The organism is Cellulomonas sp. KH9, from assembly GCF_900114185.1.
In the GTDB taxonomy this organism is placed as follows: Bacteria; Actinomycetota; Actinomycetes; order Actinomycetales; family Cellulomonadaceae; genus Cellulomonas.
The window spans coordinates 122,727-143,837 of record NZ_FOSE01000005.1; the positions used below are offsets into that span (position 1 = coordinate 122,727).

Genomic DNA, 21,111 nt, shown 5'->3' on the forward strand with positions numbered 1-21,111 from the left:
GTCACCGCACGCGCGGCCCCCCACGTGCGCGCCGCCGCACCGCCAGGTGGGTGCGCGCGGTCATCCCGCGCAGGCTCCCGACGTCCCGTGCGCGTGCCACCAGCGCGGCGACGTCCTGCCCGAGCGTCGGCAGGTCGGCCTCCGGGTCGACCTGCAGCGTGCTGACCAGCACGTCGTGGCCGCGTTCCCGGTCGAGGTGGGCGCGGGCGCCGACGACCCACGGCAGGCGACGCGCCTCCTGCGCCACGTGCCCGGCCAGCGCCGACGCGTCGAGCGTGAGCCGACCCGAGCCGTCGGACCCGTCGAGCGAGACCGTCCGGACGCGCGGTGTCCGCAGGTGCGCCAGCAGCCACCACAGCGCGAGCAGCCCGAGCAGCACGCCGCCGACCGTCGCGACGCCGCCGAACCACGACCGGTCCACCACCTGGTCGGCCTGCGTGGGGTCGAGCGCGGTGGGCGTGCGCGACCACCAGTCACCGAGCAGGCCGGACCACCACAGCACGGCCGCGACGCCCGCCGCGAGCAGCACCAGCCCGACGAGCAGGGCGACCACCCGGTTCACGGCCGCCACCCCGCGGGTCACCGCACACCTCCCAGGTCGGTGCCGCTGCGCCGCGTGCGGACCACCACGCGCGGCACCCGGGCCAGCGCGGAGAGCCGCTCGGACACGGCGGCGCGGATGGCGCCCTCGAGCCCGGCACCGCCGTCGGTCGTCGCCTTGACGGTCACGGCCCGCCGGCCCCACGTGCTCGTCACGTCGAGGACCCCGTCGACCTGGGCCGCGGCACCGGACGCGAGCCGCGCCACGTCCTGCCCCAGCAGGTACTGCCCGCCGCCCGCGGCGAGCGGCAGCCCCGGTCGGCGGCGGCGGCGCAGCGCGATGACCACGAGCCGCAGCCCGACGAGGGCCGCGACGGCGCCGACGAGCGCGACCTGCCAGGTCGGGCGCACGTCACCGACGGCGTCCGCGGCGGCGAGCACCCACGTGCTGCCGTCGAGCACGCGCAGCGCGACGAGCCCGTCGTGCACGAGCACCACCGCCAGCGCCAGGACGAGCAGCGCGAGCACGACGCCGACCCACGCCACGGCACCCGCGGGACGCGGCGTCGCGAACGGCACCGGGTCCGGGGCGGCGGCGGCGGGCACCTCGGTCACGGGCGGCCACGACGTGGCGACGGGCTCCGGTGCGCGCCGGCGGGCGCGCCGCGACTCGGCCGGTGCGCTCATCGCACACGCTCCGTGACCACGCGTGCCGGGTCGGTGACGGCCACCACCCGGACGTCGACGCGGTCGGTCCGCACCCCGGCGAACCGCGCGACCGCGTCACCGACGGCCTCCCGCACCCGCCGCGCTGTCGTGGCGGCCGACGCGGGCCAGGCGAGGGCGACGTCCACGTCGACCTGGGCACGGGTGCCGCGTGTGCGGGCGGTCGCGGCGGGCAGGTCACGCCCCAGCAGGCCGCTCGACGTGCTCGCGACGCCCGGCACCCGGGCGGCCGCCGTCAGCGCGACCTTCTGCACGACCCGGTCGCTCACGCTCAGCGCGCCGCGGCGGCCCGGGTCGTCGGCGACGTCCGGGCGGGCCGCGGCGTCCGCGGGTGCCGCGTCAGCCACGACGGCCCCCGGTGAGGGCGGACACGTCCAGCCGCCCTTCCACGACGGCGCCGACCACCCAGCCGACGGCGCCGAGCACCACGGCGAGCAGGAAGCCGTTGAAGCCGCCGATGATCGCCGCGAGGGCCAGCAGCAGTCCGGTCAGCAGACCGGCCAGGGACAGGGACATGGGTGCTCCTCGGTTCGGGACGTGCGGCGATCGGGACGTGCGGCGATCGGACTGGCGGCCCGCGGGGTCCGACCGCCACGGACCGCCAGGTTCAGGGGACGAGGTCGGCGACCACGACGTGGACCTGCCCGCCGACGGTGTCGTGCACCCGCTGGTGCACGACCGACGCGAGCTCCCGCAGGTCGCCGCCGAGCCGGGCGACGACGTGCACGTCGATCCGGGAGCCGTCGGGGGTGCTGCGCGTGCGCACACCCGCCACCCGGCGTCCCGGCAGGTGCGTGGCGATCTCGCCGAAGGCCCCGCCGTACAGCCCCGCGACCCCCGGCACCGCGAGCGCCGCCGCGGCGGCACGCTCCGCGGGGTCGGGCGGCGGTGGGGGCGGGACGGGCGCGGTCGGTGAGGGGCGGGGGGACGGTGAGGGCGTCGGGCCCGGGGACGCCGCGGGCGTGGGCCCCGCCGGGGTCGGCGGCAGGGGCAGCGCGGGCACGGGAGGCGGCACGGCCTCCGCGGCCACGCCCGCCGGCCCGACGTCCGCGCCCTCGACCCCCACGGGCTCGGGGTCGAGCACGTCGGCGCCCTGCGGTGCGACGACCACGACCGTCTCCTCCCGGACCGCGACGACGACGGGCTCCTCGTCGTCCGGCTGGTCGGTGCTCATGCCACGCGCGGCTCGGGCGCCGGCTCGGGCTGCGGGTCGTCCTGCGGCAGGTGGACGTCGTTGACGCTGATGTTCACCTCGATGACGTGCAGACCGGTCATGCGCTCGACGGACGTGATGATGTTGCGGCGGACCCCTTCGGCGAGGTCCACGACGGAGACGCCGTACTCGGCCACGAGGTCGACGTCGATGGCGGCCTCGCGCTCGCCGACCTCGACGCTGATGCCCTGGGCGTGGTTGGTGGTGCCGCCCGGGATGCGCTCGCGGATCGCGCTGAACGCGCGGGCCGCACCGCCGCCCAGCGCGTACACGCCCCCGACGTCGGCTGCGGCGATGCCGGCGATCTTCGCGACGACGCCGTCGGCGATGGTCGTGGTGCCCAGCTCGGTCTGCAGCGGCGTGCTGCCGCCGCCGGGCCGGGGCTGGCCGGCCGTGCCGGTGTTGCCGACGCGCGAGGCGCGGTTCTCGGTGCTGACGGCCGGGGTGGTGGTCTGCTCGCTCATGGGTGCTCCTCGTGCTGCGGTACGGGTGCCCGGCGCTGCAGGACGCCGCGGATGCCGGCCGGCAGGGTGACGCCGACACTGGGTGAGTGCCTCCTCGTGCAGGGACGTCACGGCCGAGCGGATGTGACGTACATCACGTTACGCTCGGTGTCGCGGCTGCGCCCGCGGCCGGACCGGCACCCCCGGCCGGCGGCTCCCCGGCCCCGCCGACGCCGCACCGGTCGACGTCGCACCGGTCGACGCCGCACCGACCGCCGTCCCGCCGGCCGACGCCCCGGCGCCCACGCCGTCGGCGAGCCCCGACGCCGTGCTGCTCGAGCGCGCCGCACTGGGCGACCACGCCGCGTTCGCGGTGCTCGTCGAGCGCCACGGCCCGTCGCTCTACCGGTACGCGCGGCGGCTGCTGCCCTCCGCCCAGGACGCCGAGGACGCGGTGCAGGACGCGCTGACCGCCGCGTGGCTCGGCGCCGAGGGGTACCGCGGCGACGCCGGCGTGCGCACCTGGCTGTTCGGCATCCAGACCAACTGCGTGCGCCGCGCCGCCCGCCGCCGCGCCCACGTCCCGTCCCCGGTCGACGACCCCGGCGAGGGCCCCGCGGCCGGCCGCGCCGCCCCCGGGGACGACCCGGTCGAGCGGCTGCTGGTCACCGACCTGCGGGCCGCGCTGGACCGCGCACTGCTGGACCTGCCGGGACCGCAGCGTGCGGTCTGGCTGCTGGTCGAGGTCGAGGGCCTGTCCTACGCCGACGCCGCGCACGCGCTGCGCACCAGCCACGCGGCGGTGCGCGGTGCCCTCGAGCGCGCCCGCCACACGCTGAGCCGGAGGTTCGCCGCATGGCGCTGAACGACGACGCACCGCCTCCGGGCGCCGACCTGCTCGACCTGGCCGTGGCGCAGCTGCGCACGCACACCGACGCCGGCTGGGTGGCCGTCGCGCCGCGGCTGCTCGCCTCGGCCCTCGCCGCCGTGCGGCCCACCCAGCCCGTGCGGGGCCGGCACCCCCACGGCGCGTACACCGTGACCGCGGGCGCGCTGCGCACGTCGGTGCGCGCCCTGCTGGACCCCGACCCCCGGCTGCGGGTGCGGCGCGTCGTGTTCCGCACCGGTCACGACGACGTCCTCGAGGAGGCGCTGGTCGAGGTCTCGGCCGCCTACCTGCAGCCGCTCGCCCCGTTGGCGGCCGACGTCCGCCGCACGGTGCTGCACCACCTGCGCGACGTGCTCGGCGACCCCGACCTGCCCGGCGCGCTGGTCGCCGTGGACCTGCTCGTCACCGACGTGCACCGGCCCTGAGGACCCGGCGCGCGACGGCGTCAGCGCACGTCGACCGGGCGCTCCCAGACGCGCCCGTCCATCTGCCGGAAGCCGACGCGCTCCAGGTAGCGCACCGAGCCGGGCGGGGTGGTCGGCACCACCAGCCGCCGCAGACCGTGCGCGGCGAAGACGTCCGAGTGCCGGTACACGAACTCCCCCGGCGCGAAGTCGCGGAACCGCGGCGTCACCCAGTCGAGCACGACGACGCCCGTGCCGTCACCGGCGTCGCGCACCAGGACGACGCCCACCGTCTCGTCGCCGCGCACGACGAGGAACGCGAGGTCGGCGCCCGGTCCGTCACCGGCCGGGCCCGCACCGCCGTCGCCCACGAGCGGCACGGTGCGGTGCCGCGCGACGTCCGCGGCGTGCACCGCGAGCACGTGCCGCAGGTACGCGTCGTCCGGCGCCACCTCGACCACCGCGTACACGGCCTCGTCGTCGCGCTCGCGGCGCAGGCGCCACAGCCAGTACACGTCGATCAGCGCGATCGCCCCGTTCATCGCGGCGAACGCCCAGATGCCGAAGACCGCGTTGTACGCGGTGGCCAGCACCGCGCCGACCAGGTTCATCACCCGGAACCGCCACACGCGGGCCTGCATCAGCGACAGGACGACGAGCACCGACCCCGCCCAGCCCACGACCTCCCACCACGGCACGGTCGCAGGCTACGCCCGCGCGGGCTCCCCACCGGCGCGAAGACGTCGACAGGAGACGGCGGCGTGCGGATGCTGGACGCATGGTGACCTGGTCCCTGCGCGAGCTGCCCGTTCCCGAGTCCCTCGACGCCCCGGACGCGTGGCTCCTGCACGGCATGGTCGAGGTGCGCAACGAGACGATCCGCGCGACGTGGGGCACGGACGACTTCGCGCTCACCGCACCGCGCGCCCTGTCGCTGCTGCGCCACGGCGAGTACACGCGGCGGCTGCGGGTCCTCGCGGTCGACGACACCACCGACGCCCCGGACCCGGCCCGCGTGCTGGGCACGGCCGGCCTGGACCTGCCGCAGGTGGACAACCCGCACACCGGGTGGCTGGGGGTCTCCGTCCGCCCGGCGCACCGGGGGCGCGGCCTGGGCGACGCCCTGCACGCGGCAGCGGTCGACGCCGCCCGCGCGGCGGGTCGCACGCACCTCATGGCGGAGACCGAGCAGGACGTGGAGCCGCCGCCCGGCGCGGGTGCCCTGGGTGCCCCGACCGGCTCGGGCCTGCTGTCGCGGGACGACCCCGCGGTGCGGTTCGCGCTGGCGCGCGGCTGGCGGCTCGAGCAGGTGGCCCGCCACTCGCGCCTGGAGCTGCCGCTCGACCCGGACGTCGTCGAGGCGCACCGGGCCGCCGCCGCCGCGGTCGCCGGACCCGACTACCGGACCGTCACCTGGCAGGACGCGACACCCGACGTGTGGGCCGAGCAGCTCGCCGCGCTGCGCACCAGCATGAGCACCGACGAGCCCACCGCCGGCCTGGACGTCGGCGAGGAGGCCTGGGACGCGGCACGGGTGCGCAGCGAGGACGCCGAGACCCTGGAGCGGGGCGAGCAGCTGCTGACCACGGCCGTCGAGCACGTACCGACCGGGCGCCTCGTCGCCTACTCCCAGCTGCTGGCGCCGCCGCACACCGAGGAGTTCGTCTGGCAGGAGGACACCCTGGTGCAGCGCGGCCACCGCGGGCACCGCCTGGGCATGCTCGTCAAGGCCGTGCAGCTCCAGGAGCTGGCCCGCCGCCGGCCGTCGGTCAGGCGCATCAGCACGTGGAACGCCGAGGAGAACCGCTGGATGCTCGCCATCAACGTGGCGCTGGGCTTCCGCCCGGCCGGCGGCTCCGGGGTCTGGCAGACGACGCTGTGACGCTCAGGTGCCCGCGGCCGGCTGCGGTGCGACCGACCACCAGCCGTCCCAGCGCCGCCGCGCCTCGGCCATGACCTCGTCGTCGAGGCCGTAGGTGGACATCGTGACGTCGACGGTGCCGTGCGGCGGGCGCTCGACGGGCGGCCGGACGAGCAGCACGAGCAGCGACTCGGCGATGCCGTGCAGGTGGATGCCCACCTGGTGCTCGGTCTTGTAGACGAGCGTGCCGCCCACGCGCGACCCGTCGGGCCGGACGGCCTCCACGTGCGCCCGCACCGGCAGGCCGCGCACCCCGTGCAGCCCGGCGCGGAACAGCAGTGGGTCGTGCCGGTCGCCGGCGTCCAGGCCGTGCGCCAGCAGGGTGACGCGGTCCTCGCCGGGGTGCACGTCGAGCGCGAACGCCAGCTGGTGGACGAACTGGGTCCAGCCCTCGTCCATCTCGTCGAACACGCCGTCGAACATCGACAGGCCGTCGTGGCTGCGCCGCGTGACGCTCACCCGGGAGCGCGCGTCGTCCAGCGCGGTGACCGTCATCCGGTCGTGGTGGGGCCACAGCAGGGAGCGCGTCGAGCCGCCGTGGTGGTGCTCGCGCGCCTCGTCGCGGAAGATCTGGGCGATCTCCGCGTCCAGGCCGTCGTGGTCCCAGCCGAACCACCGCCGGACCAGGCGCGGGTCGCGCAGGTGCTCCCAGACGGTGTCGGCGGGGGCGTGGACGTCGACCGACACGACCTCACGCGGCTGGAGATCCATGGGCCACCTCGCTGCTCTCGGTGCGCCGGGCTGCGGTGCCCGGTGGCTCCGACGTTAGCCCGGGAGCCCGGCCACCGCAGCGGCGTCGGCGTGCAGCGCGACCCGCGTCCCCGGGGCGCAGGTCCAGCCGGCCGGGGCGAGCGCGCTGACGCGCCCGACACCGTCGACGTCGACCACGACCTCGGTGCGCCCGCGGCGCGAGCGCAGCGCGTGCACGGTGCCGGTGACGCCGGCGGCCGCGGTGCCGGGCCCGGCGTCGGGCACGACGACGAACGCCCCGGCCGCGAGCGCCAGCACACCCCCGGCGGGCACCCGCGCCGTCGCGGCCGCGGCGACGGCGGCGACCAGGGCCCGCACGGCGGGCGGCGCCGCCGCACCGGGGTCGGGGACGAGGACGAAGGCCTCGTAGCCGAGGAACCGCGCGACCTCCCGGGACGCGGGCCGCCCCCACAGCTCGGCGGGCTCGGCGACCTGCAGCAGCCGGCCCGCGGCCATGACGGCCACCCGGTCCGCGACCGCGAACGCCTCGTCCTGGTCGTGCGTGACGAACAGCGCCGTGGTGGCGGTGGCGGTGAGCACCGCGCGCAGGTCCAGCGCGAGGCGTTCGCGCAGCGCACGGTCCAGCGCGGACAGCGGCTCGTCGAGCAGCAGCAGCCGCGGCCGCGGGGCCAGTGCGCGCGCGAGCGCGACCCGCTGCCGCTCCCCGCCGGACAGCGTGCCCACGGCGCGACGCTGCGTGCCGGGCAGCCCGACGAGGTCGAGCAGCTCCGCCACGCGGGCCTCACGGGCGGCGCGGTCCCGCCGGGCCGCGGTCGGCAGCCCGTAGGCGACGTTGCCGGCGACGTCGCGGTGCGCGAAGAGCTGGCCGTCCTGGAAGAGCAGGCCGAACCCGCGCCGGTGCACGGGCACGTCCACCACGGAGACGCCGTCCCAGGCCACGTCCCCACCGCACAGCGGCTCGAGACCCGCCACCGCGCGCAGCAGAGAGGACTTGCCGCAGCCCGAGGGGCCGAGCAGCGCGACGACCTCCCCCGTGGGCACGCTCAGGTCGACCCCGGCGACGGCCGGGGCCGCCGCCCCGGGGTACCGCACGACGACCTCCGCGACCTGCAGCCCGTCGCTCACCACGCACCTCCGGCCCCGGGGCGGCGCAGCCGCTCGCACACCGCCACGATGCCCGCCGTCAGGGCGGCGAGCAGCACCGACGCCGCCAGTGCGGCGCCGTAGTTCTCGGCGCCGGGGCGCCCCAGCAGCCGGAAGATCACGACGGGCAGCGTCGGGTCCTGCGGGCGCGCCAGGAACGACGTGGCGCCGAACTCCCCCAGCGACGCCGCGAACGCGAACCCGAGCGCCAGCCCGACGGCCCGCAGCGCGACGGCCAGGTCCACCGTCCGCAGCACCCGCCCGGGTGCGGCGCCCAGCGTCGCGGCGACCTCGCGCTGCCGCGGGTCGACGGCCCGCAGCACGGGCAGCACGGTGCGCACCACCAGCGGCACCGCGACGACAGCCTGCGCGACCGCGACCAGCACGGGGCTGGTCCGCAGGTCCACGGGCAGCCCCAGCGGTGAGTCCATCGACACGAGGAACCCGAAGCCGACGGTCACGGCCGACACCCCGAGCGGCAGCATGAACAGCGCGTCCAGCCCGGCCACGGCCCGGCGTGCCGCGGTGCGGCGCGGGCGGCGGGACACGACCAGGGCCACGAGCCCCCCGACCACCAGGGCGAGCACGGTGGCGTCGACGGCGGTGCGCACCGACGTCCCCGCGGCCTGCAGGGCGCTGACGGCCAGCGTGTCCTGCGGCACGGTCAGCGCGGCGTAGTTGTCCAGGCCCCAGCCGCGGGGGGTGCGCAGCGAGCGCACGACGAGGTGCACCAGCGGCAGCGCGAGCAGCCCGGCGACGGTGAGGGTGGTGACCACGACGGCCACGGCGTCGAGGGGGTCCCGCAGGCGGACCGGACGGGCGTCCGCGGCACCACCGCCCAGAGCGGGGGCCGCCTCGGTGCGCGCGCGGGCACGCCCCGCCAGCGCGAGCGCGGCCACGACCACGACGAGCTGCACGACGGACAGCACGGCGGCGGCACGCAGGTCGAGGAACTGCGTGGTCTGGATCCAGATCTCGGTCTCGACCGTGCCGTACCGGCGTCCGCCCAGCACCAGGACCGTGCCGAAGGCGGTCGCGCAGAACAGGAACACCAGGGAGGCCGCGGAGGCGATCGCCGGGCCCAGCGCGGGCAGCGTCACCGTCCGCAGCACGCGCCACGGTGAGGCGCCGAGCGCCCGGGCCGCCTGCTCCGCCCGCGGGTCGAGCCGCTCCCACAGGCCACCGACGGTGCGCACCACCACCGCGTAGTTGAAGAACACGAGCGCCAGGACGATGGCCACGAACGAGCCGTCCAGGCCCAGCCCGCCCAGCAGGCCGCCGTCCACCAGCAGCGAGCGGAACGCGACGCCGACCACGACCGTGGGCAGCACGAACGGGATCGTGACGAACGCGCGCAGCGCCCCGCGCCCGGGGAACCGGCAGCGGTACAGCAGGTACGCCCCGGGCACGCCCAGCAGCACGGCGCCCAGGGTCCCGAGCCCGGCCTGTGCGAGCGTCTGCCCGACCACGCGCCACGTCCGCGGGCGGGTGAGCACGTCACCGAACCCGGTCAGGTCGAGGCGTCCGTCGGCGACGAACCCCCGCCCGACGATCTCCGCGACGGGCCAGACGAAGAACACCGCGAGGAACACCAGCGGCAGGACGGCCGCCGCGCCCCACGCCGCGCGGACACCCCACCCGGTGCGCGGCCCGCGCCGCCGCGGCGCGCCGTCGCCCGTCGGCCCGGCACCGGGGCGGGGGCCCGGGTGCGGGTCGGTCGGGTCGACGGTCGGCGCCGCGGCGGTGACGGGCACGGTCAGCCGATCACCGTGTCGGACCACGTGGCGAGCCACTGCTCGCGGTGGGCGGTGACGTCGGCGGGCGCGACCTCGAACGGGTCGTCGGCGAGCGGGGCCCACGCGGCCCACTCCTGCGGCAGCTCGACCGCCGAGCTCACGGGGTACATGTACATCGACCCCGGGATGTCCGCCTGGACGTCGTCCGAGAGCAGGAAGTCGAGCAGTGCGGCCGCACCCTCGGGGTTGGCGGCACCCGCCAGCACGCCCGCGTACTCGACCTGGCGGAAGCAGGTGTCGAGCAGCGCACGGGTGGTCGGGGCGTCGCCACCGTCGGGCACCGTGAACGGCGGCGACGACGCGTAGGACAGCACGACGGGCCGCGGGCCCTCGCCGCCGCCCGCGGTGAAGTCGGTGTAGTACGCCTCGGACCACCCGTCGGCCACCTGCAGGCCGTTGTCCCGCAGGCCCGCCCAGTAGTCCACCCAGCCGTCCTCGCCGAACGCCCCGACGGTGGCGAGCAGGAACGCCAGGCCCGGGGACGACGTGACGGGGTCCGGCACCACGACGAGGTCGCGGTACGCCGGGTCCAGCAGCGACTCGAGCGTCGTGGGCTCCGGGACGCCGCGCTGCGCGAACCACGCGGTGTCGACGTTCAGGCAGACGTCCCCGAGGTCCACCGCGGTCAGCGCGCCGGTGTCGTCACCCGGCACGGCGTAGGCGGCGGCGTCCTCGGCCGCCGGGGCCGTGGGCTCGGCCGGCACCACGACGCCCTCGTCGAGCGCGCGGGACGCGAACGCGTTGTCGATGCCGAACACCAGGTCGCCGAGCGGGGCGTCCTTGGTCAGCACGAGCTGGTTCACCAGGGCACCCGCGTCGGCCTGCTGCACCACCTCGACGCGCAGCCCCGACTCCTCCTCGAACTGCTCGAGCAGGCCGTCGGACAGCGCGAAGGACTCGTGCGTCACCAGCGTGACGGTGCCGCCGCCGTCCGTCGGGTCGTCCGCCGCGCCGCCGCCGACGGCGGAGCAGGCGGTCAGCGCGAGCAGCCCGGCGGTGGCGACGAGGCCCGCCGCCGCGCGTCGGGCCGGGGTGGTCCGTGTGCCGTGGGGGGTGCTGCCGTGGGGGGTGCTGCCGTGCACGGTGCCGCCGTGCGGGGTCGTGCCGTGGTGGGTGCGGTGCACCCGGGGGGTGGTCATGCGTGTGGTCCTCCGTCGTCGTCGGAGGGGTCCCGTGCCGCCGTCCCACGGCGCTCGCCGCACGGACGACACCACGGGAGGAGAGACAAGCCCGACTCCCTACGCCGGTATCACCCGGATCAGGTTCGAGGGTCTGCGGTGGTCCGCACTCTCAGCGTCCTGCCGCCGTCACCGGCGCCCGACGCTCCCCTGTCGTTCGCGGACGATCCTAGCCCCGACCTGTGCGAGGGCCCGATCCCGGGTAGCGTCCGTGCAGGCGACGACGACGGAGGAGAACATGTCGGACGACGGGCAGAAGCAGTCGATGACCGCGAAGATCGTGGGCGCGGGGGTCACCCTCGTCGCCGCGTGGGCGGTCCAGAAGCTCATCGACGCGGTCTGGACCAAGGCCAAGGGTCACAAGCCCCCGGCGCCGGACTCCACGGAGCCCGACATCAAGTTCAGCGAGGTCGCGACCGCTGCGGCGATCAGCGGTGCCGCCATCTCGCTGTCGCGCGTGCTGGCGACGCGCGGCGCCGCGAAGCTCGCAGGACGCGCCGCCCGGGGCTGACCCGCTGCCGCGACGTCCGGGGACCGCCTCAGGCGTCCTCGGACGTCCGGCCCGGGCGCGTCTCCCCGAGGTCGCGGGAGAGCTCGTCCACCACCAGCAGGTCGTTGCGGACCTTGCCGGTGCGGAAGCCCGCGCGGCCGACCATGTGCGCGGCGACGGGTGCGGTGAGCATCTGGAAGATCGCGACGAGCAGCAGCGCCCACACCGCCCCGCCCTCGCGCAGGCGCAGCGCGAGACCGATGAGCACGAGGATCAGCCCGAGCACCTGCGGCTTGGTACCCGCGTGCATGCGGGACAGCAGGTCGGGGAAGCGCAGGGCGCCGACCCCGGCGGCGAACGCGAAGAACGCGCCGCCCAGCAGGCAGACGATCGAGGCGACGTCCGCCACCGTGCCCCACGTGTCCTGGCTCATCGCGTCTCCTCGTCGGCCGGGCCGCCGTGGTGCTCGTCGTCGGGTGTCTTCTCGACGGTCTCGCGGGCGCTCGGGGCCACGGTCTCGTCGACCGCCGGCTCGGGCGCCGCGGCCGCGTCGGCGGTGGCGGCGTCCTCGGCGGCACGGCGCCGGCGGCGGCGCGCCTCCTCCTCCTCCTGCTCGAGGCGGCGCTTCTCGGCCTCCTCGGCGGCGACCTCCTCGCGGGTGCGCACGCGCCCCTCGCCCTCGGGCTCGACGGCGGCGAACCGTGCGACGGTGACCGACCCGACGAAGCCCACGAGGGACAGCACCACGAGCAGCGGCACGACGTCGGCGCGCCGGTAGTACGCCGCGTAGAGGGCGATCGCCGCGATCATCGTCGTGACGACGATGTCGAGCGCGACCGTGCGGTCGAGCATCGACGGGCCCTTCTCGGCCCGCACGATCGCGAGCAGCGCGCCGAGCGTCAGCAGGACCCCGCAGACGACGACGACGACGTCGAACACGTTCACCGGGACGTCACCTCCCCCGCGCGGCGCGAGCGCTGCAGCCCCGCCTCCGCGAGCTCCTCGTCGGACGCGAGCGCGCGCAGCAGCCGCGCCTCCTGGTCGAGGACGCTCTGCCGCGCCTTCTCGACGCCGCCGCTGGTCTCGACGTCGAGGACGTGCACGTACAGCCGCCCGGTGAGCCGGTGCGCCTCGACGATGATCGAGCCGGGCACCAGCGAGACGAGCTCGGCGGTCAGCGTGAGGTACAGGTCCGAGTGGCTGCGCAGCTGCACGCAGATCACGGCACCGCGCGGGGTGTGCCGGGGCCGCAGCGCGACGAGGCTGACCTCGAACGACGCCCGCACCAGGTCGAGCGCGAACCGGCCCAGCAGCACGAGCAGCCCCACGGGGTGGACGCGACCGCGGAAGTCGACGGGCGTCATGCGCAGGCCGGCCGTGACCAGCAGCCCGAGCAGGATGCCGTTGACGACGTTGCCCCAGGTGACCTGGCCCCACAGCAGGACCCAGACGACGGTGAGCCACAGCACGGTGGCCCACTGGAAGCGCCAGCCGGTGCGGCGCGGGTGCAGGCTCATCGGTCACCCCCGCCGTTCTCGGCGTCCTGGGTCGCGGGCACCAGGTCCTCGTCGACCTCGGAGTCCTCGGCCGCGCGCTGCGACTCGCCCTCGCCGCGCTCCCCGTCGGGCAGCACCGCCTCGATGTACGGGAAGCGGTCCGCGAGGGTCTGGGCGGCGCGCTCGGTGTACGCGTACAGCGGGCCGGCGAAGACGGTGAGCGCCAGGCTGACGACGACCAGGGCGGCCGTGGGGACCACCATGTGCGCGGGCACGTGGTTGGCCGGCAGCTCCTCCGGCGGGCTCTGCCAGAACGCCTTGTTCCAGGCCTTGATGAGCGCGTACAGGGTGAGCAGCGAGGTGACGACGGACCCGGTGACCAGGGCGTACCCCAGCGGGGTGCCGAGCTCGACGCCGGCCTCGAGCAGCCCGACCTTGCCGAGGAACCCGGAGAACGGCGGGATGCCGCCGAGGTTCATCGCGGGCACGAAGAACAGCACGGCCAGCACGGGCGTCATCTTGGCGAGCCCGCCCAGGCGGTCGAGCGACGTGGTCCCGCCGAAGCGCTCGACCAGGCCGACCACGAGGAACAGGGCCGTCTGCACGGTGATGTGGTGCACGACGTAGTAGATGGCCGCGGTCCAGCCGAGCACGCTGCCCAGGGCGACGCCGAACACCATGTAGCCGATGTGGCTGACGAGGGTGAACGACAGCAGACGTTTGACGTCGTCCTGCGCGACCGCGCCCAGGATTCCCACGAGCATCGTGGCCAGGGCGACGACCATGAGGATGTCGTCGAGCTGCCCGCCGGGGAAGAGCAGGGTCTGCGTGCGGATGATCGCGTACACGCCGACCTTGGTCAGCAGGCCCGCGAACACCGCCGTGACCGGCGCGGGCGCGGTCGGGTAGGAGTCCGGCAGCCAGGACGACAACGGGAAGACGGCGGCCTTGATGCCGAACGCGAGCAGCAGCATCGCCTGCAGCATGGTGCGCACGCCGGGGTCGATCTCCGGCAGGCGCAGCGCGAGCTGCGCGAGGTTCACGGTGCCCGTCGCCGCGTACACCGCCGCGATCGCGACGAGGAAGAGGACCGACGACAGGATGGCGACGACCACGTAGATGGTGCCCGCGCGGATGCGCTCGGTGGTGCCCGACAGCGTGATGAGCACGTACGACGCGGCGAGCAGGATCTCGAAGCCGACGTAGATGTTGAACAGGTCGCCCGACAGGAAGGCGTTGGCGACGCCGGCCGACAGCACCAGGTACGTGGGGTGGAAGATCGAGATGGGGGCGAACCGCTCCCCGTCCTCCCGGCCCTGCGCCAGCGAGTACACCAGGACGCAGAGGATCACGACGGACGAGACCGTGAGCATGAGGGCCGACAGGCGGTCGGCGACGAGGCTGATGCCCACGGGCGCCGCCCAGTCCCCGACCTCCACGACGACCGGCCCGGAGTCGGCCAGCACGAGCAGCGCACCGGACACCACGGCGACGAGCGCCAGGGTCACGAGCGAGACGATGCGCTGCAGCCGGGGGCGGCGGTAGAGCGCGAGCGCCAGGCCCGCCGCCGACAGCGGCAGGACCACGGGCAGGGGGACGAGCCAGCTCCAGTCGGTCATCGTCCCTCCTCCCCGTGCGTGTGGCTGGTGGCCGGCGGCGGCCGTTCGGCGGGCGCCTCGTCGAAGGCCTCTCCCTCGTCCATCTCGTCGCGGGCGGCGGCGGCCTCCTCGTCGAGCGTCTCGCCCTCGGACTCGGTGTCGTCGTCCTCGAAGGCACGTTCGTCACGCGCCGCGAGGCGGGCGATGCGGCGGTCCTCGACGTCGTCCTGCACCTCGTCGTGGCGGTGCAGCTGCCACGACCGGTAGGCCATGGCCAGCAGGAACGCCGTCAGCCCGAGCGTGATGACGATGGCCGTGAGGATCAGCGCCTGCGGCAGCGGGTCGCTCATGGGGCGGTCGGACGCGACCCCGATGATCGGGGGCGCCCCGGCAGCCCCGCCGGCGACGAGGATCAGCAGGTTCGTGCCGTTGCCCAGCAGGATGATGCCCAGCAGGATGCGCGTGAGGCTGCGCTCGAGCACCAGGTACACGCCGACCGTGAACAGCACGGCGATCGTCACGACGAAGACGATGTTGGGGCTCATGACGACGTCGGTCATGCGGCACCCCCGGTCCCCGGTCCACCGGAGAAGTCGTCCGAGCGCCGCTCGACCGGGTCGTACCCGGACGCGTTGAGCCCGCGCAGCAGGACGAGCTGGTCGTCACCGCGGACCGCGTGGTCCGGCACGTCGTCCTCCCCGGACTCGGCCCGCCGGTCGATCTCGGCACCCAGGCTGCGCAGGATGTCGAGCACCAGGCCGACGACCACCAGGTACACCCCCACGTCGAAGAACAGGCTGGTGACGAGCTTGACCTCGCCCCAGATCGGCAGCTGGAACTCGAGGATCCAGGACTCCAGCACGTTGCCGCCGACGAACAGCGCGGCCAGGCCGGCGCCGGCCGACAGGAACAGACCCGTGCCGAGCAGCACACCGGGCTGCACGGGTGCGGCCTCACCGAGCTCGTAGCGCCCGCCCGCGAGGTACCGCACCGCCAGCGCGATGCCCGTGACCAGACCTGCCGCGAACCCGCCGCCGGGCTGGTTGTGGCCGCTGAACAGCAGGAACGCCGAGTACACGATCATCGTGTGGAACAGCAGGCGCACGACGACCTCGAAGATCACCGAGCGGCGCTGGGGCGCGACGGTGCGTCCGGCGCGCAGCCACTCCCGTGCACGCGACCCGCCCACGGGGGCGCTGCCGCGCGAGGGGGGCGGCGTGTCGGCGTCGGCCTCGGCCTGCGGGCGGCGCAGCGACGCCATCGGGTCCGGCGAGCCGCCCCACACCGAGCGGTCGGCCGGGGCCTCGCGCTCCCGGAAGATGCGCCCGCCGCGGGCGGACAGGAACACCAGGGAGGCGACACCGGTGGCCGCGACGAGCAGCACCGAGATCTCGCCCATCGTGTCCCACGCGCGGATGTCGACGAGGGTGACGTTGACGATGTTCTTGCCGCCGCCGAACTCGTAGGCCTCGGTGGCGAAGTCGGCGGAGACCGGCGCGTGCACGCGCGCCGACGGGGCGACCAGGGCGACCCCGGCGACGACGAGCCCGACCGCGAGGGCCAGCGCGAGCCGGACCCAGCGGGACGTGGCCAGCGGGCGGTCCGAGAAGTACGGGGGCAGGCGGCGCAGCACCAGCACGAAGACGACGAGCGTGATCGTCTCGACCAGCACCTGCGTGACCGCGAGGTCCGGGGCGCCGTAGAGCAGGAACATGCCGGCGATGGCGTAGCCGCTGATGCCGGCCAGGATCACGGCCTTGAGGCGGCGGCGGGCGCGGGCGACCAGGATCGCCGCGACGATCGACGCCGCCGCGAACACCGTCTGGGCCGCGTAGTCCCAGGGGCGCACGTCCTGCGGCCACGACGTGCCGGTGAGCAGCGCGCCACCGACGGCGACGACCCACGTGGTGAGGATGACGCCGAGGTACAGCGGCAGCGACCCGCGCTGGGTGACGGCGGTGACGTCGGCGGCGAAGTCGTCGAGCTTGCGCATGAAGCGGCGGTAGGTGAGGTCCGCCTCGAGCAGGTGCGGGACGCGCGCCTGCCAGCGCTCCACCTTGTCGCGCGCGAGGAACAGCAGCCCGCCGAGCCCGAGGACGCCGACCGTCAGCCAGAGCACCAGGCCGAACCCGCCCCACAGCAGGAGGTGGCCCGGCTCCCCCAGCGGGTACGTGGCCGCGTAGGGCTCGAGCAGCTGCTCCCCGAGGTGCGGCAGCAGCGCGACGGCCAGCCCGAGGAACGACAGGACCAGCGCGGGCGCCGTCAGCAGGAACGACGGGCGCGTGACGGGGGCCGGAGCCACCGACTCGTCACCGCCGGCGGCCAGCGACGTGGTCGTGGCGACGCCCTCGGAGTCCTGGGTCTTGGACTGCGGGACCAGGGCGTCCTTGGTCGCGAACGCGCCCCACCACAGCCGCAGGCCGTAGGCCACGGTCAGCGCCGACCCGACGACGACGGCCGCCAGGACGATCCAGCCCACCATGCCGTCCTCGAGGTGCGCGACGCCCTCGAGGCCCGCCTCCTTGGCGACGTACCCGGCGAACGGCGGCAGGCCGATCATCGAGGCGGTGGCCAGGCCGCCGGCCACCGCCGTCCAGGGCAGGGCGCGCCCCACGCCCGACAGGCGCCGCAGGTCACGGGTGCCGCACGCGACGTCGACCGTGCCGACCACGAGGAACAGCGCCGCCTTGAACATGGCGTGCGCGCCGAGCATCGCCAGGCCGGCCAGGGCCGTGGCCTGCGTGCCGAGGCCGACGAGCAGGATGATGAGGCCGAGCTGGCTGACCGTGCCGAAGGCGAGGATCAGCTTGAGGTCGTGCTGCCGCAGGGCGCGGTACCCGCCGAGCAGCAGGGTGCCGCCCCCCAGGACCACGATCGTCCAGCGCCACACCGGCAGCTCCGCGTACGCGGGCGCGAACCGTGCCACCAGGTAGACGCCGGCCTTCACCATCGCGGCGGCGTGCAGGTACGCGCTGACGGGCGTCGGCGCGGCCATGGCCGCCGGCAGCCAGAAGTGGAACGGGATGAGCGCGGACTTCGTGGCCGCACCGGCCAGCAGGCAGGCGACGGCGGCGACGACCGCGGTGGAGGCGGCCGGCGGGTCCGCCATCAGGCCGGACAGCGAGTACGTGCCGGCGGCGTGCCCGAGGATCACGACACCGACGAGCATGGCCAGGCCGCCCGCGGTGGTGACGATGATGGCCTGCATGGCGGCGCGCCGGGACGCCTTGCGGTCCGCGTAGTGCCCGATGAGCAGGTACGACGTGACCGTCGTCAGCTCCCAGAACACGAACATCAGCAGCATGTCGTCGGCCGTGACCAGGCCGAGCATCGACCCGGCGAAGGCGGTGAAGACCCCGCCGAACCGGCCCAGACCGGAGGCCGTGGGCGAGAAGTACGCGGCGCAGTACACGAGGACGAGCGCGCCGACGCCGCCGACGACCAGGGTCATCAGCCACGACAGGGTGTCGAGCCGGAAGCTCAGCTCGAGCCCCAGCGCGGGGATCCACTCGACGACCTGCGACGGGCCGCGACCTGCCTGCACCTCGCTGGTCCACGTCAAGGCCCAGACCGCGGCGGACGCGGGTGCCAGCGCCAGCGCCCAGAACGCCTTGCGCCCCCAGAGGCGGAACAGTGCGGGCGCGACGAGGGCCGCTGCGAGGTGGACCGTCAGCAGCAGCAGCACGTCCGGCTCCGTCCGTGTCGGGGGCGGTGGGTCGGTCGGGGTCTTGTCGATGTGACCGGCCGTCGGCGGCGACGACCGGGGAACGCGGTCCGCCCTCACCTGCGCGGGACGGTCACGTCCCTGGCTGGAGAGGTGCGACCACGCACGGCGCGGGGCGGCCGGCTCGATCTGCGGGCGCAGGTCGGCGCTGGTCAGACGCGTCGTGGTGGGTGCGGGGGACCCGTTGATCTTACCAACGGTCCGCCGTGCCCCCGTGTCGAGCGACGCGCCCGCGCACCCGACGTGGCCCATGTCACGCCGCGAACCGGGCAGGTCGGACCGCCCACCGGCCGGCCCGTCACGGGTCGCGGGCCGGCGGGGGCGGACCGGAGCCCCGACAGGGACGTGCGGCGGCGGCGGAACGGCCCGGTGCCGCAGCCGTGACGACGGCTAGGTTGGGCCGGTGAGCGGAGCGCAGGTGGTCGCGGTCGTCGTGGCGGCGGTGGCGACGGTGGTCGGGGTGGCGGTGTTCACCCGGGGTGCCGTCGCGATCGTGCGGACGGTGCGCACCGGTCGTCCCCTGCCGGGGCGGTGGGGCCCCGCCGGGCAGCGCCTGGCGACGCTGGTCCGCGAGGTGCTGGGGCACGGCCGGTTCCAGCAACGGCCGGTCGTCCGCGTCGCGCACTGGGTCGTCATGGTGTCGTTCCCGGTGCTGGTGGTGACGCTGCTGACCGGGTACGGCCAGCTCGTGGACCCCCGCTACGGGCTGCCGCTCATCGGCCACTGGGCGCCGCTGGAGTGGGCGGTCGAGGCGTTCGCGTGGCTGGGGCTGCTGGGCATCGGGTACCTGATCGTGCTGCGGCAGCGCATCCGACCGCGCGCGGCGGAGCCGGAGGGTGAGCAGCGCCGGTCCCGGTTCTTCGGGTCGAACCAGACGTGGGCGTACGTCGTCGAGGCGACGATCCTGCTGGTGGTGCTGGCCGTCCTGCTGCTGCGCGGGCTGGAGTACGCGCTCGGCGTGCAGGACGGTGAGGCGTGGGCGACCCCCGCGCACTTCCCGCTGACCGCGTGGTTCGGTGCCTCGTGGGTGCCCGTGGCGCCCGGGACGCTCGAGACGGCCGTCCTCGTCGTCGCGATCGTGAAGATCCTGGTGTCGATGGCGTGGTTCGTCGTCGTCGGGCTGCTGCCGACCATGGGCGTGGCGTGGCACCGGTTCCTCGCGGTCGTCAACGTGTACGCCCGGCGCGAGCCGGACGGGACCCCCGCCCTCGGCCCCCTGGTGCCGCTGCGCGACGCCGCCGGTGAGCCCCTGGACCTCACGGCGGTCGAGGACCTGCCCGAGGACCTCCGGCTGGGCGTCGGCGCGGTCGAGGACCTGCCGTGGAAGGGCCTGCTCGACGCCGCGACGTGCACCGAGTGCGGCCGCTGCCAGGACCAGTGCCCCGCGTGGGCCACGGGCAAGCCGCTGAGCCCGAAGCTCGTCATGCTCGCGCTGCGCGACCAGGCCGCCGCGACCGCGCCCTACGTGCGGGCGGCGCGGGCCGCCGGCGCGTCCGACGAGGCGAAGGCCGACCCGCACCTGGGTGTCGACCTCGTCGCGTCCGGCGTCATCGACCCCGACGTGCTGTGGTCGTGCACGACCTGCGGGGCGTGCGTGCAGCAGTGCCCGGTCGACATCGAGCACGTCGACACGATCGTCGACATCCGCCGCTACCAGACCCTCATGGAGTCCGCGTTCCCCGCCGAGCTGGGCGGCACGTTCACCAAGATGGAGCGCCGCGGCAACCCGTGGGGCCTGCCCGCGCGGCAGCGCCTCGACTGGGCCAAGGGCCTGGACTTCGACGTGCCGGTGGTCGGGGTGGACGTGGAGTCCGCGGCCGACGTCGACTGGCTGTTCTGGGTGGGCTGCGCCGGGGCCTTCGAGGACCGCGCCAAGAAGACCACGCGGGCGGTCGCCGAGCTGCTGCACGCCGCCGACGTCACGTTCGCGGTGCTGGGCGACGGCGAGACCTGCACGGGCGACCCGGCCCGGCGCGCGGGCAACGAGGCGCTCTACCAGACGCTCGCCGCGCAGAACGTCGAGACGCTGAACGAGGTCGGTGCGCAGCGCATCGTCGTGACGTGCGCGCACTGCTTCAACACCATCTCCCGCGAGTACCCCGCGATGGGCGGGCGGTTCGAGGTCGTGCACCACACCCAGCTCCTCGACATGCTGGTCGGCGAGGGGCGCCTGCGGTTCGCCCCGGGCACCGGCGACGACGGCACGGGCACCACCGTCACGTACCACGACCCCTGCTACCTGGGCCGCCACAACCAGGTCTACGAGCCCCCGCGCGAGCTGCTCGCCGCCGCCGGCGTCACGGTCGCCGAGATGCCGCGCAACCGCGAGACGTCCTTCTGCTGCGGCGCCGGCGGCGCGCGCATGTGGATGGAGGAGACGATCGGCGAGCGCATCGGCACCGTCCGCGCGGCCGAGGCCGTCGCCACGGGTGCGTCCGCCATCGCCACCGCGTGCCCCTTCTGCACGGTGATGCTGAACGACGGGGTCGCGGCGCACGCGCGGGCGGTGGCACAAGGGGACCGCGAGGCACCGGACGACGCGGCCACGACCGGCACGCAGGAGCCCGCCGGCCCTCGCCACCCCACCGACGCTCGGCCCCGGGTCGGCGTCCCGGAGGTCGCCGACATCGCGGTGCTGCTACGGGACCGGTTGGCCGCTCCGCTAGACCCACGCGAGGCCTAAGGTCAGCTGAGGTAACTCTGTGCGGACGTGTAGGAAATTAGCGTCTCCGCGAAATATATCCCAAGGTCGCGAAGATTTGCGATATGCGACGCCACGGCGTCGGCACTTCTCGTTCTTCCGTTGAATGCTTCCGAAATCGGCAGCCGGGCGTGGGCG

At 75.4% G+C, this 21,111-nt stretch carries 22 protein-coding genes and 1 riboswitch; of the genes, 5 read left to right on the forward strand and 17 right to left on the reverse strand.

Annotated features, from left to right (window positions below; all coding sequences use genetic code 11):
- Window position 1 precedes the first annotated feature (1 nt).
- From amaP to BMZ16_RS16330, 6 genes are all read right to left on the reverse strand, one after another.
- Window positions 2-583 carry an alkaline shock response membrane anchor protein AmaP gene (gene amaP, locus BMZ16_RS16305; RefSeq protein WP_089802443.1) on the reverse strand — a complete coding sequence of 194 codons (582 nt, stop codon included), beginning with the start codon at window positions 581-583 and terminating at the stop codon, window positions 2-4.
- Window positions 580-1,227 (reverse strand): DUF6286 domain-containing protein, encoded by a 648-nt coding sequence (locus BMZ16_RS16310; RefSeq protein ID WP_089802444.1) that lies wholly within the window; start codon window positions 1,225-1,227, stop codon window positions 580-582. Before BMZ16_RS16310 ends, amaP begins: the two co-directional genes overlap by 4 nt.
- Window positions 1,224-1,613 carry an Asp23/Gls24 family envelope stress response protein gene (locus tag BMZ16_RS16315; protein WP_089802446.1) on the reverse strand — a complete coding sequence of 130 codons (390 nt, stop codon included), beginning with the start codon at window positions 1,611-1,613 and terminating at the stop codon, window positions 1,224-1,226. Before BMZ16_RS16315 ends, BMZ16_RS16310 begins: the two co-directional genes overlap by 4 nt.
- Window positions 1,606-1,782: a hypothetical protein gene (locus BMZ16_RS19410; protein ID WP_089802448.1), complete on the reverse strand. Its 177-nt coding sequence runs from the start codon at window positions 1,780-1,782 to the stop codon at window positions 1,606-1,608. The genes BMZ16_RS16315 and BMZ16_RS19410 overlap by 8 nt, the downstream gene beginning before the upstream one ends.
- Window positions 1,783-1,873: 91 nt before the next feature.
- Window positions 1,874-2,440: a hypothetical protein gene (locus BMZ16_RS19575; RefSeq protein ID WP_218143381.1), complete on the reverse strand. Its 567-nt coding sequence runs from the start codon at window positions 2,438-2,440 to the stop codon at window positions 1,874-1,876.
- Complete coding sequence (locus BMZ16_RS16330) at window positions 2,437-2,943, reverse strand: Asp23/Gls24 family envelope stress response protein (RefSeq protein WP_089802450.1); 507 nt, start codon at window positions 2,941-2,943, stop codon at window positions 2,437-2,439. The genes BMZ16_RS19575 and BMZ16_RS16330 overlap by 4 nt, the downstream gene beginning before the upstream one ends.
- A gap of 307 nt (window positions 2,944-3,250) precedes the next feature.
- Here BMZ16_RS16330 and BMZ16_RS16335 point away from each other — a divergent pair, with 307 nt between their 5' ends.
- Both BMZ16_RS16335 and BMZ16_RS16340 read left to right on the forward strand, forming a co-directional pair.
- Entirely contained in the window at window positions 3,251-3,787 is a 537-nt protein-coding gene (locus BMZ16_RS16335; protein WP_089802452.1) for an RNA polymerase sigma factor, read from the forward strand.
- Window positions 3,778-4,236 carry a hypothetical protein gene (locus BMZ16_RS16340; RefSeq protein ID WP_089802454.1) on the forward strand — a complete coding sequence of 153 codons (459 nt, stop codon included), beginning with the start codon at window positions 3,778-3,780 and terminating at the stop codon, window positions 4,234-4,236. The genes BMZ16_RS16335 and BMZ16_RS16340 overlap by 10 nt, the downstream gene beginning before the upstream one ends.
- 20 nt (window positions 4,237-4,256) lie before the next feature.
- On the opposite strand, the gene BMZ16_RS16345 is transcribed toward BMZ16_RS16340, so the two are convergent.
- A complete protein-coding gene (locus tag BMZ16_RS16345; protein ID WP_089802456.1) occupies window positions 4,257-4,913 on the reverse strand; it encodes a hypothetical protein in 657 nt (218 codons plus the stop codon).
- Between the two features lie 80 nt (window positions 4,914-4,993).
- Here BMZ16_RS16345 and BMZ16_RS16350 point away from each other — a divergent pair, with 80 nt between their 5' ends.
- Window positions 4,994-6,097 carry a GNAT family N-acetyltransferase gene (locus BMZ16_RS16350; RefSeq protein ID WP_089802458.1) on the forward strand — a complete coding sequence of 368 codons (1,104 nt, stop codon included), beginning with the start codon at window positions 4,994-4,996 and terminating at the stop codon, window positions 6,095-6,097.
- A 3-nt stretch (window positions 6,098-6,100) separates the two neighbouring features.
- Here BMZ16_RS16350 and BMZ16_RS16355 read toward each other — a convergent pair whose 3' ends face one another.
- Genes BMZ16_RS16355 through BMZ16_RS16370 form a run of 4 tightly spaced genes read right to left on the reverse strand, consistent with a single transcriptional unit; the run spans window position 6,101 to window position 10,925 of the window.
- Window positions 6,101-6,847 (reverse strand): SRPBCC family protein, encoded by a 747-nt coding sequence (locus tag BMZ16_RS16355; protein ID WP_089802460.1) that lies wholly within the window; start codon window positions 6,845-6,847, stop codon window positions 6,101-6,103.
- Between the two features lie 54 nt (window positions 6,848-6,901).
- Window positions 6,902-7,972, reverse strand: a complete 1,071-nt coding sequence (locus BMZ16_RS16360; protein WP_089802462.1) for an ABC transporter ATP-binding protein — start codon at window positions 7,970-7,972, stop codon at window positions 6,902-6,904.
- Window positions 7,969-9,744, reverse strand: a complete 1,776-nt coding sequence (locus BMZ16_RS16365; protein WP_089802464.1) for an ABC transporter permease — start codon at window positions 9,742-9,744, stop codon at window positions 7,969-7,971. The genes BMZ16_RS16360 and BMZ16_RS16365 overlap by 4 nt, the downstream gene beginning before the upstream one ends.
- Before the next feature lie 2 nt (window positions 9,745-9,746).
- A complete protein-coding gene (locus BMZ16_RS16370) occupies window positions 9,747-10,925 on the reverse strand; it encodes a thiamine ABC transporter substrate-binding protein (RefSeq protein ID WP_089802466.1) in 1,179 nt (392 codons plus the stop codon).
- Between the two features lie 79 nt (window positions 10,926-11,004).
- A riboswitch (TPP riboswitch) is annotated at window positions 11,005-11,126 on the reverse strand.
- 49 nt (window positions 11,127-11,175) lie between these two features.
- Between BMZ16_RS16370 and BMZ16_RS16375 the strand changes: the two genes are divergently transcribed.
- Window positions 11,176-11,475, forward strand: coding sequence for a DUF4235 domain-containing protein (locus tag BMZ16_RS16375; RefSeq protein WP_255366760.1), 300 nt, complete (start codon window positions 11,176-11,178; stop codon window positions 11,473-11,475).
- A 28-nt stretch (window positions 11,476-11,503) separates the two neighbouring features.
- Here the strand turns inward: BMZ16_RS16375 and mnhG are convergent, their stop codons facing one another.
- Genes mnhG through BMZ16_RS16405 form a run of 6 tightly spaced genes read right to left on the reverse strand, consistent with a single transcriptional unit; the run spans window position 11,504 to window position 18,233 of the window.
- The gene (gene mnhG, locus BMZ16_RS16380) at window positions 11,504-11,887 is read right to left on the reverse strand and encodes a monovalent cation/H(+) antiporter subunit G (protein WP_089802467.1); all 384 of its coding nucleotides are present in this window, start codon (window positions 11,885-11,887) and stop codon (window positions 11,504-11,506) included.
- Window positions 11,884-12,399: an MrpF/PhaF family protein gene (locus tag BMZ16_RS16385; RefSeq protein WP_089802469.1), complete on the reverse strand. Its 516-nt coding sequence runs from the start codon at window positions 12,397-12,399 to the stop codon at window positions 11,884-11,886. The genes mnhG and BMZ16_RS16385 overlap by 4 nt, the downstream gene beginning before the upstream one ends.
- On the reverse strand, window positions 12,396-12,971 hold the full coding sequence (locus BMZ16_RS16390; RefSeq protein ID WP_089802471.1) for a Na+/H+ antiporter subunit E: 576 nt from the start codon (window positions 12,969-12,971) through the stop codon (window positions 12,396-12,398). The genes BMZ16_RS16385 and BMZ16_RS16390 overlap by 4 nt, the downstream gene beginning before the upstream one ends.
- The gene (locus tag BMZ16_RS16395; protein ID WP_089802473.1) at window positions 12,968-14,569 is read right to left on the reverse strand and encodes a Na+/H+ antiporter subunit D; all 1,602 of its coding nucleotides are present in this window, start codon (window positions 14,567-14,569) and stop codon (window positions 12,968-12,970) included. Before BMZ16_RS16395 ends, BMZ16_RS16390 begins: the two co-directional genes overlap by 4 nt.
- Complete coding sequence (locus tag BMZ16_RS16400; RefSeq protein ID WP_177199748.1) at window positions 14,566-15,108, reverse strand: Na(+)/H(+) antiporter subunit C; 543 nt, start codon at window positions 15,106-15,108, stop codon at window positions 14,566-14,568. Before BMZ16_RS16400 ends, BMZ16_RS16395 begins: the two co-directional genes overlap by 4 nt.
- A complete protein-coding gene (locus BMZ16_RS16405; RefSeq protein WP_089802934.1) occupies window positions 15,105-18,233 on the reverse strand; it encodes a Na+/H+ antiporter subunit A in 3,129 nt (1,042 codons plus the stop codon). The genes BMZ16_RS16400 and BMZ16_RS16405 overlap by 4 nt, the downstream gene beginning before the upstream one ends.
- Before the next feature lie 442 nt (window positions 18,234-18,675).
- On the opposite strand from BMZ16_RS16405, the gene BMZ16_RS16410 reads away from it, so the two are divergent.
- Window positions 18,676-20,955: a (Fe-S)-binding protein gene (locus BMZ16_RS16410; protein ID WP_089802475.1), complete on the forward strand. Its 2,280-nt coding sequence runs from the start codon at window positions 18,676-18,678 to the stop codon at window positions 20,953-20,955.
- The last annotated feature ends 156 nt before the right edge of the window (window positions 20,956-21,111 follow it).